Origin of the sequence: Nostoc sp. (assembly GCF_036917555.1) — a bacterium.
Classification (GTDB): Bacteria; Cyanobacteriota; Cyanobacteriia; order Cyanobacteriales; family Nostocaceae; genus Nostoc.
In genome coordinates this window covers 1-12540 of the sequence record NZ_JBALDD010000052.1, presented here as the reverse complement: position 1 = coordinate 12540, position 12540 = coordinate 1, and the positions used below count along the sequence as shown (strand labels likewise).

Sequence of the window (12540 nt, the reverse complement as noted above, 5' to 3'; positions counted from 1 at the left end):
AAAGCTCTGCGAAAGCCAGTCTCCAAGCTGGATTTATCTCCTTTTCCCGCACCCTCTTGACAAATGTGCAATTACTCTAACCTCTCACGAGTGCTATGTGATTGAGTTGTTCTAAAAATGCCTCACGTTTGGATTCATCCCGTTCTTGGTAGCCATAGGTCTTTTTTTTCGTGTGAACCTGATTTTCTTGAGGGCACGGGAGATTGTGCGTGAACTGATATCCCCATCCCACAATTGAGCCATTTGTTCGGTGGTCTTATCACCATGAGCTATGGCAAATTCACGAAACTTCTCCGAGTCTGTGATTTTGTGACTATGACCAGGTGGCCTATTAAGCTCCGGCTTGAACTCACCCGTTTGAGCTTTGCGTTTTAGCCACAGGTGGATGGTGTTGCGGCTGATATTGAATAGCTCACTGGCTTCACATTTTTTGAAAGACATCCATTTCAATGGCCTTGATAACTTTTGCACGTAGATCGTAACTATAGGGTTGAGCCATTCTCAAAACCAGGAAACAGGGCTATGACTACTTTATCTTACGTCTTGATGGAACTGGCGGTTGCTATAGCCCTCTTCTGTCAGTCTCCGAAAACATTTGCCATTTCTGAATTCTAGAGCTTTTGTATAGCAAGCGATTGCACGATTCTTTTCTAATAACAAATCCAAGACCAATTTTTTTCTAATAGTATAGCTTGTATTGATTACCTCATCAGGCTTCTAGCGATCACCCTCCCGAAAAGTGACAGAAGAGGGATAGAACAACAACTCTTACAGCTTTCGCTCAATGACAGCGATCGCAATTCATAACTCTCTATCACTTGTCACTCGCAATGAAAAAGACTTTGCCGGGACAGGAGTTGTAATTATTAATCCTTGGTCTTTTTAAGCGATCTCCTTCCACAAATCAGAAAAGCGATTGCTCTTCGGGATAAATCGGGCAACCGCTCTCTGGTTAAAATGGCTTTGATTTAAAATGAGTGATCGCTCTCTGGCATAAGTAAGGTGATCGCTTTCCGGTGAAAAAGGCTTTGATTCAAAATAAGGGGTGATCGCTCTCTAGGACAAGTAGGGCGATCGCGCGAGGCGTGAAAATGGTTTTGATTCAAGATGAAGGGTGATCGCTCTTGGAATCTGTTGCGGATTGGTCTGGCTGGTGGTACAAATTTCTTTTATTTTACATTAACTCTAAACTAATAAGTTCAAAAATTTTCCATGTTTGTCGCGATTTTGCAGTAGCATTTAAAATTGGCTTTCCCTCTTTTTTATCTATGTTTTTTTCCAATAATTCCGTTCGCTCATAGAATTCGTACACAATTTCTTGAAGTCTTGCATAGAGAGTTCCATAGGTTGGCTCTCCATCATTCATAGTAAATCTAATAGCATTCTCAGCTTGAAAATCCATATCATAAGAGACCGAATTTTCTGATGTTGTTGATATTCCAAAACCCTTGAAACGTTCTATGATCTGTCCAGAATAACAACAGTGAATAAAGGCTGTAAAGTTTTTTTCTGCATAATTGATATTTTCAATCAACTTCAGGAAATCCTCAGCTTTTAATTCCGCGCTTTCTAGTGAATTGGTGGTAAATATGTTGAGAATCGGCTTCTTCTTTTGTACGAGATACAATGAACCATTATTACTTCCATGACCTGAGTAACTTAAAAATAAAACATCATAGTTATTTTGTTGTTCTTGCAATTTTCCGATGTGATCTGTAACATTTTTGAGGGTAGCTTCTTGACTCTGAATACCAACCGACAGATCGCGCTGTAAGATATCCAAACCCAGGTTCTGCTTATCAGTAAGGAAAACAGCACTAAACTCAACCTTAATGTCGTATTTCTGATAAACTTTATTATAATAACCTGGAAGTACCAAATACATGTAATGAAGTAAATCCCAATTATCCTGAGCTGGTCTTTCTAATTGGTTGATATTTGTTACGTTTGTATAATTTAAGCCTATAAACAATCCTTTAAATCGGATCGTGAGCGTTTTTTTCGGCTTTTCTAGTTGTATGACTGGTGGTTCAGGTTGCTTTTGTTCTTCTTGCTGACCGCTACCTTGGGACTGAGAGGATTGATCACTTGATTGCCCGCTACCTTGGGACTGAGAGGATTGACCACTTGATTGCCCGCTACCTTGGGACTGAGAGGATTGACCACTTGATTGCCCGCTACCTTGATCGCCATTAGGCTGATGTTTTATTATATTACCGACAATACGAGTACCAATATAGCTACCAACTGCAATAATACCCACGGCAGCATAATAAGCAGCCGGAATAATAAAGGCAGCCAGTATTCTGCCATGACCAGTAATAGGAGGTGGTGGGGCAACTTTGGGTAAAGTTATGCAGCAAGATGTAGCTCCATCGTTGTTAATCGCCTCAACAACCAATCCCGGCGCAGCACCTTTAAACCCTACAATTGCCCAAGAGCCATCGCTAGACAATCTGTGGATTTTGCTGCTACCAATGCTCTGACAAGCTCGCACTGCTCGATCTCTCTTGGTGAGTGCATTACTTCCTTTTATGGCAATAGCAACCATCGTCCCTGGGGATAATCCTTCAATCAAAGCCGCAAACTCTTCTGCTTTACCAGATTGTGTAGTGTCGAAATACTCGAATCGCTTGATTCCTTCATCTGGATTAAAGACGATTACGTTTACTCCATTTTGATACGAATACCGCTCATCTTCACCTGGAAATCCTTTCAAGGAAATCCTTGCTGAGTTACCAAAATTAGTTCCCGCAGACTCAACCGAAACCACAGCATCGTTTGACGAACCTTGAATGGTGACAGTCAAATTCGCTACAGCAGTAGCATTGCCTTGCCCGTCTCGTGCGAATGCCTCAGCAAGCTTAGTTCCATCCTTCTTACCTATCAGTACCCAAGAATCCCGGTAACCTACTTGGCTAATCATTGTACTACCGAGACTTTGGAAAACCTGCCGAACTTTCTCGTTTGAACTGTAGTTCAAGTGCCAAGTACATTCATCTTTAACAGCCAAAGCCACGTAATTTTCAGGATTAACCTTATTAATGAATTCAACGAACTTGTTCGTCTCATTGGTAGAAGCATAAGTATCAAACGTTCCCCGATCAATCACCTGACCTTCTTGATTGAATACAATCACATTAATACCACGCTGGTAGCTATTGGGCATTTTTACTGTATGCCCATTAGTCGTAATGCAAGCATTGTTGCCTACATTTACTCCCTCTGACATGGCACTAACAACACGAAACGGGTTAAATTGTCTGATAGTGGCAACAGGAAAAACAGTTTTTACTGCTGCAATACCATCAGTTTGTAACATTTCTGGTACTGAACCGGGTGCAGATCCTTTGATTCCGATAATGGCGTATGAATCTTCACAAGTTAAAGAATTTTCACCACACAAATTAAAAGCTAATCCACTCCCGATAGATTGCAAAGCATATTGCACAGCATCTGTAATATGATAGACACCTTCCTTTAAGCTGACAGCTACAATGTAGCCAACAGGCACTGCTTCAATAAAATCAATAAAATCGCCTGCACTATATCCTTTACGATCTCCAGCAGAAAGACCAAATGACTGCCGATTAACAACAAATCCTGAATCTTTATCAATTACTACCACATTGAATCCCGACTGTGCATCATCCTCAGATAACACCGGGACTTGGTTCACATAGATTGCTGCGGTATTCCCAGCTTTTATACCACCCGACACCACCGACACTCGGTAATTGATAGCCTCTTGTGCGGTGTACGGTGTAAACCTGTATTGGCAGTAAGCGGACGCATTAGATGACAAAACTTCTACAGCTTCTCCCCAAACCGGCCCCTTGTATCCAATCAATGCCCACGAATTGCGCCAAGCTAACTGTTCGATCTTCGTACTGCCCAAACTCTTGCAAGCATCAATCACCGCCTGGTTTTTAGGATTACCGCTACCAATGCCTGTAATATAGCTTGCTCCCTCATCACATACTGCAACAGCCACCAAGCGACCAAATGGAACATTTTTGATGTAGTTTGCAAAATTCGTAGCAGCTTGCTCACTTATACATGTATCAAAACGTTGAGTGTCTAGTATTGAGCCATCATGTTCATCAAAGACAACGACATTTAAGCCTCGATGCGCTTCACCAGAAATCGCTAATATTTCTTCACCATTAACTTTAACAGATGCGTTTCTATTAACACCGTCATAGAATCCTTGGGACTTAATAGTTATCTCAAATAATCGGTCGGGCAAAAACCACTCATAACAGGTTACAGCCGAATCTGTTGATAGTCTTTCCATCAGTGCTTCCTGATTGCCTTTATACCCAATCAACGCCCAAGAGTTTCGCCAAGCTAACGCCTCAATTAGTTGGCTTCCCAAACTTTTGCAAGCATCTATCGCTGCCTGATTTTTTGCCCCAGCACTGCTGTTAATGCCTGTAATATACTTTGATCCCTCGTCACACACTGCCACTACTACTAAGCGACCATCAGGAAGAGCATTAATAAAGTTTGCAAAATCATTAGCTGCTTGCTTATTCTCCCATGTATCAAAATGTTGAATATCTAGCACCGAACCATCATTTTCGTTAAAAACAGCGACATTTAGCCCCCGTCTATTCCCCGTTCCAGAAACTACAGCTTCGCCATTTTTAGTAATGGACATACCCCCTGACGTTGGATTATTTCCACCTTCTCTTTTCCCCTCAGAAAAAACTTCAATCTTAAAGGCTTTTATCCGAGAGCTTTGCTTGGCACTGATATTAATAGTTTGTTCGATAGTCACACCGCTAGAGCCTTCAGACCAATGCTCTTTTACACTTCCTGGCGCAGCCCCTTTATGTCCAATTATTGCCCAAGAATCACCTTCCTTAACATTACAAATTAAACTACTACCAAGAGTCTGGCAAGCGCGTTTCGCACGGTTGCTCATACTGGCTATAGCTTTACCTTTAATTGCTATAGCAACAATTCTTCCAACAGTTAGCCCTTCGACTAGCTTGGCAAATTCTATTCCCTGCTCCCTACTCTCAGCAGTATTAAAGTTCTGAAATTTAATTATTTCTCCTGTATATTCATTGACAATAGCAACATTTAACCCTTCCCTATAGTTGCCCTTAGCTAAATCTTCATTACCCAGAGTAAGCTGGGCAAAGTTACCTGCTTTAATCCCTTGAGAGTTAACTTTGATTAGTAAATTTTTCATAGTCTAATACAACCTACAAAATTGTGATATCTGAACTTACGCAACCTTAAGACGATTCCCAAGGTTAATTTCTGAATTTTTCAGGCGTTCTCTTAAACTGTGATTATTCGGATCGTTGCACAGGGCGAAGGCACGGCATCTGGAAAACCTCACTTCTATTTTTCTCTCCTAAAAGGAGAGAGACTTTGAATTTTCCCCCTTCCCGCGACGAGTTGGGGGTTAGGTTTTTAGTGGACTTTTCCATATAACGTGAAAAGTCAGTCGTTACACAGGGCGAAGGCACGAGTTTTCAGAAACCATTACTGGGTAAGGATCTGGTTCAAAAAATAGGCTAAATGATAAGATGCCGAAACTCTTGCTATTAAAGGTTTCTTATACATACGATTGGTTTGCTCTGGATCGTTGCATCTGTTTGCAATTTCCCGAAAGTGGAAAAGCAAAGCATGAACAAGAATCGGGTTGTTACCGAAAACTTGCTCAAAACGATGAGTTATCTAATTGTTTCGACACAATCAGAGGGTGCAGGTTTGACAACCTGCATAGAAAGTCGAAAATGGATATTTGCGATTTTTCCCCAGTTGAACTGGAGAAAATAGCGTGGAGTTAGTGGAATCTATATCGTACTAGCCGTAGTCAAGAACAACTTCCAAATGCGAGTTTACATATTTGACATCTTGATATATCAAACACCTGAACTTGTGAACTCCTGGCTGAGAGCAAACGTCACGCTACATAAACACGAAACGATGCTTTCGCAAACCCTAAATAGCAATTTAAGGGATTGCTGTACAATGAGATGGTTTTTGGCTGTATATTAGCCTAATTATTGATTTACAGACGATTATATCCTCACATAGATGATTGTCAACAGACTGTAACGTTGTATGTACGCATTTATATGGAGACGCACATCAATAACCCATATTGACCACGTAATAATCTGGGTTTTAGCCATCGTGTAAAAAACCTACACCTGTCAGGGAGATTAAAGTTATTGGCTTATTCGTATCAATGAAAGTATTTCATGAACAAGTAAGCTTTTCTGATCTCAAAGAAATTTTGGGCTACCCGTACATCTAATTTCACTGTCTCTGTCAGGTACAGCGATCGCTCTTGGCGGGCGGGTAGCTATCACAAAGCGCGCTCAACGAAAGCAGCGATCGCTCCATGCTACCAGCCATAGGTAAAGTGAAATAAAGTGCGATCTCCACTGAGGTATTTTTGTGAACGCTACCATACCAACAATACAATTAGAGGATGTTTCAAATTTTGAACAGTCCATCAAAGTGTTGCCACATAAAGCTTCCCAGAAATTGTTTAATCGTTTTATTTCTTTGTTAGACTAGAAATTAAGTATCTCTAAAAATCATGAGTGAAATTGTTCAACCGTTATTTTTTATTTATTAGGCAGTAGCAAGCACTTGAGATGCTGAAATTGTTCAACCGCATTATTTGGCTACAATTCAGGTAAAATGGTTTCTGAAGAAGTTCTATAGCTCCTGCAGAAGCCATTTTTATTGCAATGATTACAAGTATAATATATTTATTAAAACCTAAGTAATTATTCACTGGATTTGCAGTAAAGGGTAAAATTATCCAAATGCGATCGCGAAAACCCGTAATGTATATTTTTACAACGTCAAATATTTTCATAAAGGGAAAAATTTTTCATACAACATTTATCTGATTTTTACTCCAGTGACGTTACTACGGAATTGCACCATTTCTTCACTTGCATTAAAATGCACTGCTATTTCCATCTGTGTCATTTGACGTTGAACAGCCCAGAGTAGACCTCGGCGTGGAATTTGAAAACACCCAGCTAAATAAGTCGCTTCATCTTCATCGGTCTGTCGGCGCAGAGGAAGCCCGGTATTTGGATCAAAGCGGACAATTTTGTGTCTTAATAGCAGGTGTCCAAACTCGTGCATCAAATTCGACTCACGTCGCGCGGGCGTATGGCGTGGATTGTTTACAATCCGAAATGGATTTTGGCTGATCATCACTGCTGACCATTGATTGCTATCGAGCAATACCGCTACTACAGAAGGATCTAAAGTGGAAATCTGTTCAGGTGTTAAAATTGTTGGAACTAGTATGGACGTTTTCGTTTTCAGAATTTGATTGACAAACTCAGCTAATATTTATTAGCACCAGCTACTTTTTAATTTGTCGCCGAACTCACGTCAGTGTTAGCCTTCTTAACTTAGAATTAACTAGACTTGAACCAAATCAAGTATATATTAACCTTGTATTTTCATGTTTTATTCTTCATCGTTAGAAGTGTCATTTAGCAACCGATTTATTTCTGCTGTCTTGTCAAGAGGTACGAGATAAAGACCACAAATTTTGCTTACCTGATCTACCGAAATATTCTCAAAATCGCACCAAGCACGGACAGCTTGGTTAGCTATCTTCTCAATCTCAGCAGCTTGAATTGCGGCACAAGGTTCTGATTCTATACAGGCAATTAAGTCAAGAATAGAAAGTTCATCCTGCTTTTCAAGCTTCTTGCTTGACAAGTTGAAAAGTATCGGACAATACTTACTTTCATACTTAAGCAGGACAAAGATGCAGGGTTGAGCCTTGGAATAGCTCCTTGCACTGAGTAAATATTCTGGCAGTTCTTCTGCACGACTCCGGTGTTGTTCAAGCACTGCTATATGAGACAGCATGGACTCAGCACCAAGTCCACCAATGTCTGTCCAAAACTTACCGTCTTGTGTAAGTTGCTCCACATCCAAATCATTATCAAGCGTTATTTCAGAGTGTTCTTCTTCTGATATAACACCAGATCCTAAAATGCGTTTCGATTTGTTGTGGCGATCAGCAATGCGAGCAAATCTCTTACAGATATCGTTTTGTACACGGGAGGAGCTATTTCTTTGATCAATGATTGACGGTACAAGTGTATAAAACTGAACCACTCGCTCCGAATTTGCAGTCATCCTCAACACTCTACCTGCCCTTTGAAATAGCTCATCCGCTCCTTCTGGTGGATCGTAATTAACAACTGTATCCGCATCTTGTAAATCAACACCCACACCATCTGCATCAGTACAAATTAGTACGTCATACTCTCGCCTGGCATTGTAATTGTGAGAACGTGGTGAAAACTGTTTTAGCACTTCAAAACGCTGTAATCCAGCTTTTAATCGCGGATTATCTTCATCAGTTTCAACTGTACAACCAATGTTAAGCGCTCCACTAAACTTTCTCTGCAAGATAGTTAGTAAATACTGGGCAGTAAGATATCTCTTTACAAATATGATGACTTTGCCCCTTGTATCTAAGCAGTGATCCTCAATAATCTTCTGCAATTTGAGAAACTTGTCATCTGTGTAGTTACTCCGCCTAAGCCGTGCTAATAATGGTGTAAGAGTATTGCTACGCTCTTCCAAGCTTATATACATCGGTGTTTTATGAGCACGATTTTGTGTATCAATCACGTTGAAAGAGCGATGTTCTTGATTATAAACATCAGTAGCAGACTGTTCCCATAAATTTAGAGTAAGTTGAGAAAAGCCATCGACTTGCTCAGAATAGCTTAATGTAACAAGGTTTTGTTCAATACTGTCTGCCATTGCAACAGGTGAACTGAGCCAGTTTGTAAGTGAAGAGTTATACACTGTATCGATCGCACTCTCGCAAAGAGCCATTCTGTCATCATCGAACCATTCATGTGGAGACTTAAAAGCTTGATCAAAATAATGGCGATCAAAAGCAGCTTGTAGTTCAGGCTGCAAGAACAATTGATAGCGTAACGAATACAGCTTGAGGCTTTTTGGTAGATAACGTCGTTCATCACCAAACTGAATGAAAGTTCGTCCGTTTGTATCAATATCACCTCTGTTTCGAGCCATTTTTAAGACGTGAGGTAACCCCAAAATGGTCACAATTGGTAGGCGGGAAAACTCTTCGGCATCATTAATCTTCCAAGGACTTTGCTTATCCAATAGATTAGGGTTGTAAAATCTATGAGGTAGAAGATGTAGCAGACTATTGAGATTTAAGTAATTTGTGCCGTATGCTGTAGCTGTGAGAAGAAAGATTTTTGCACCTGCTCTGACTGCTGGTACTATACGTTCATAAACCAAACTCTTACCACGCTTGGACTTCTCCCGTAGAAGCTCATTCCGATAAAAGTGAACCTCATCAATAATAATGACGGTATTATGATTAGCTCGTTGAAGCAGCTTCTCTAGCTGGGTAGTTTGATGGCGAGATTGCTGAGAAGCCTTGCGAAACAGCACATCAATGCTAAAAAACTTAAAATAAACATTGCGATTTTCAAGCTGCTGTTCCCAATTTTCACGTACTCCACCAGGAGCAATTAAAATAACTTGATTGGTTCTGCCTATTGGTTGCAAACGCAAAGCAATTTCAGCACCAATAACAGTTTTACCCAATCCAGTAGCAGCTATTATCAGTGCACCACCATACTCATTAGCTTGACGAAGAGCACGTGCAATCACACCCTTCTGATAATACACAGGAGAATAGGCGCCCACACACAAAGGATACTCAGCTAAGTTATTGAGCAAAAAAAGTGTTTTGAGATATACCTCGAATGGGGTGGCGAGATTAAGCCAATCCTCTAACTTTTTGATCAGTTCAGCCAGTAAATCTTGGGCATTTTGAGCAACATCATCATACCAATTTGTAAACAAACAGATCCGCTCAGAATCGTGGCTAACGCTCACTTGCTCTGCTGATTGGCAAAGTCCTCGACGACTGTAGTTTGATGAACCATGCCATATTAGCTTTGAATCACAGATGTAAAATTTACAGTGAAAAGGCACTTGCATTTCACGGGCATCTCGAATAATAAAGCGTCCGGATTTCATGCGTTCAACTAATTCAAAAACTGTTCTCCACAGATCTGTATCACACTGCCCCAAATCTGCGGTAATCTCATCAATGACAGTGGCTCGGACATGCTTTCCTTCCTCCCGACCCACTAGGATTTGAAATTGTACCTCCGGTGCCACATACTGACGACCCAACTTGTATCCAACCAGGCTAAAGTAAGCACTAGCAATACGAATTGTATTTTCAGCTTCTGGAAAATAGGCTTTAATAAACTCTAATCCTACACCAGAGCCGACACCTGCTATAGGTTGACCATCAGGATTAGACTGTAAAACCAAAGCTAACTTTGACTTTGACTTGCGAGGCATGAGGGAGTGTTACTAATTTCAGCAATACCTTTCTATTATCTGTTTTATTGATACTTATGTACTATTATTTAGCGATTGCGCTGTACCAGTTGCGTAAGTCCTGTTATAAATTTAACGTAAGGCATAACGAAAGGAATTTGTTATGCCTCATATTCCTCAAACTCTGAGCTAACGCAGCAAAGAAACGCAATTGAGGCAGATGCCTGCGGCGGGGAAAGAAGCTGATTTAGAGGGGCTAGGTGCATTTGATGCAATGCTTTTTCAGATCATCGCAGTCAAGCGATCGCTAGATAACTTCGACCCAGGTTATTACTAGCTGACTCGGTTGGGCTAGGGAAAAGCATATACAGGTTGGCATGATTCTAACTGGGAAAAAAGATTTTCATCACATTGTTGTGTGATGTCTAGCTGACAGACGCGGTGGTGGTCTGGAAGAAGCGGTTGGCGGGGCGTGCCAGTCCCAGATTTTCGCGCAGCGTCTTGCCCTCATAGTTGTGGCGGAAAATCCCACGCCGTTGGAGTTCTGGCACAACCTTGTCTACAAAGTCATTCAACCCTTCAGGAAGAAAAGGGAACATGACGTTGAAGCCGTCAGACCCTTCCTCTATCAGCCATTGCTCCATATCATCAGCGATCGTTTGAGGTGTGCCGATGAAGGCCAGCCCGCCGTAACTGCCGATGCGTTGAGCTAGCTGTCGAATGGTCAGGTTTTCGCGTTGCGCCAGCGCTATCACTCGTTCGCGTGAGGTCTGTCCGGCGTTAGTCTGCGGGATTTCCGGTAAGGTCCCTTCTGGATCAAAGCGCGAAACATCGTAGCCAAGTGCGCTATTCAGGCTCGCGATCCCACTGTCATAATGTACTAGGCTGTCCAAATGAAGATGCTTGGCGCGCGCTTCTGCAACGGTTTCACCCACGATCACCAAGACACCTGGAAGAATTTTGATGCTATCTGGATCGCGTCCGATTGCCTGCACACGACCCTTAATATCAGCAAAAAATGCCTTCCCTACCTCTAGGTTGCTGGCTGATGCAAACACGACCTCGGCGGTTGCGGCGGCCAGTTGACGACCTGCTTCGGAAGCTCCCGCCTGGACGATCACCGGCCAACCCTGGACAGGTCTGGCGATGTTCAATGGCCCTTGCACCGAGAGATGTTTTCCTTTATGACCTAGAACATGAATTTTTGCGGGATCGAAATAAATCCCTGATTCCACATCTCGAATGAACGCATCGTCAGCGAAGGAATCCCAAAGGCCCGTGACGACATCATAGAATTCCCTAGCCCGCACGTAGCGTTCGTCATGATCTACCTCTTCTTCTAATCCAAAGTTGAGCGCTGCCTCTGGATTTGATGTAGTGACAATGTTCCAGCCAGCGCGACCGCCACTGATATGGTCGAGAGACGCGAAGCGGCGAGCAATGTGGTAAGGCTGGTCATAGGTCGTGGAAGCGGTGGCTACCAGCCCAATGTGTTCGGTGACGCTAGCAAGGGCAGAAAGCAAGGTGAAAGGTTCAAAGGATGTGACAGTATGGCTACGTTTGAGCGCGTTAATTGGCATATCCAGCACCGCTAAGTGGTCAGCCATGAAGAATGCATCAAACTTGCCCTGCTCTAGTTTCTGGATGAATCGTTTCAGCGCTGGAAAGTTGAAATTAGCGTCAGGCAAAGCCCCAGGATAGCGCCAAGCGCCTGTATGTATGCTTACCGGGCGCATAAAAGCACCCAGTTTTAATTGCTTCGATCTGCTCATTAGCCCTCCGTATCATGTTTAGAATGCAGGGGCAACCGTCCCCTTGAGGTAGTTGTTGATTCTTAAAAATTTTTCGTCCGATTTTAACATCGAAATTATATCTAAAACAAACAAAAATATAGCTAAAATTCAATATCAATTTATTTTAAAAATCTTACTTTGATAGATAAAATATGATAGGACTTAAACTTTATGTTTGTAGTATTATTAGCGACTAAACTTTAAAAAGAATACCTCATAAAAAATAGTTAATAATAGCTAACAACCCTATATTTATTACGAAATTAACCTCTCAACTATAAATATTACTAATTCAGGACTTACGCAACTGGCACAGCGATCGCCATTTAACAGTACATATATATTACTGAGAGTGAACGTCCAAAAAGGCTCTTGCTTAAATTAA

The 12540-nt window shown here is 41.6% G+C and carries 5 protein-coding genes and 1 pseudogene; 1 reads left to right on the top strand and 5 read right to left on the bottom strand.

Translation table 11 applies throughout. The features are described 5' to 3' along the window. Window positions 1-94: 94 nt before the first annotated feature. Window positions 95-499, bottom strand: a pseudogene (locus V7K60_RS20350) (IS630 transposase-related protein); the annotation flags it as partial. A 675-nt stretch (window positions 500-1174) separates the two neighbouring features. Continuing rightward, complete coding sequence (locus V7K60_RS20345) at window positions 1175-5203, bottom strand: interleukin-like EMT inducer domain-containing protein (RefSeq protein ID WP_334927753.1); 4029 nt, start codon at window positions 5201-5203, stop codon at window positions 1175-1177. A gap of 443 nt (window positions 5204-5646) precedes the next feature. On the opposite strand from V7K60_RS20345, the gene V7K60_RS20340 reads away from it, so the two are divergent. Further along, entirely contained in the window at window positions 5647-5799 is a 153-nt protein-coding gene (locus V7K60_RS20340) for a hypothetical protein (RefSeq protein WP_334927751.1), read from the top strand. Between the two features lie 1083 nt (window positions 5800-6882). On the opposite strand, the gene V7K60_RS20335 is transcribed toward V7K60_RS20340, so the two are convergent. The 3 genes from V7K60_RS20335 to V7K60_RS20325 all read right to left on the bottom strand — a co-directional run bounded on the left by V7K60_RS20335 (window position 6883) and on the right by V7K60_RS20325 (window position 12134). Next, window positions 6883-7206: an ImmA/IrrE family metallo-endopeptidase gene (locus V7K60_RS20335; RefSeq protein WP_334927749.1), complete on the bottom strand. Its 324-nt coding sequence runs from the start codon at window positions 7204-7206 to the stop codon at window positions 6883-6885. A 261-nt stretch (window positions 7207-7467) separates the two neighbouring features. Then, on the bottom strand, window positions 7468-10383 hold the full coding sequence (locus tag V7K60_RS20330) for a helicase-related protein (RefSeq protein WP_334927747.1): 2916 nt from the start codon (window positions 10381-10383) through the stop codon (window positions 7468-7470). 404 nt (window positions 10384-10787) lie between these two features. Continuing rightward, window positions 10788-12134 carry an LLM class flavin-dependent oxidoreductase gene (locus tag V7K60_RS20325; protein WP_334927745.1) on the bottom strand — a complete coding sequence of 449 codons (1347 nt, stop codon included), beginning with the start codon at window positions 12132-12134 and terminating at the stop codon, window positions 10788-10790. Window positions 12135-12540 lie beyond the last annotated feature (406 nt).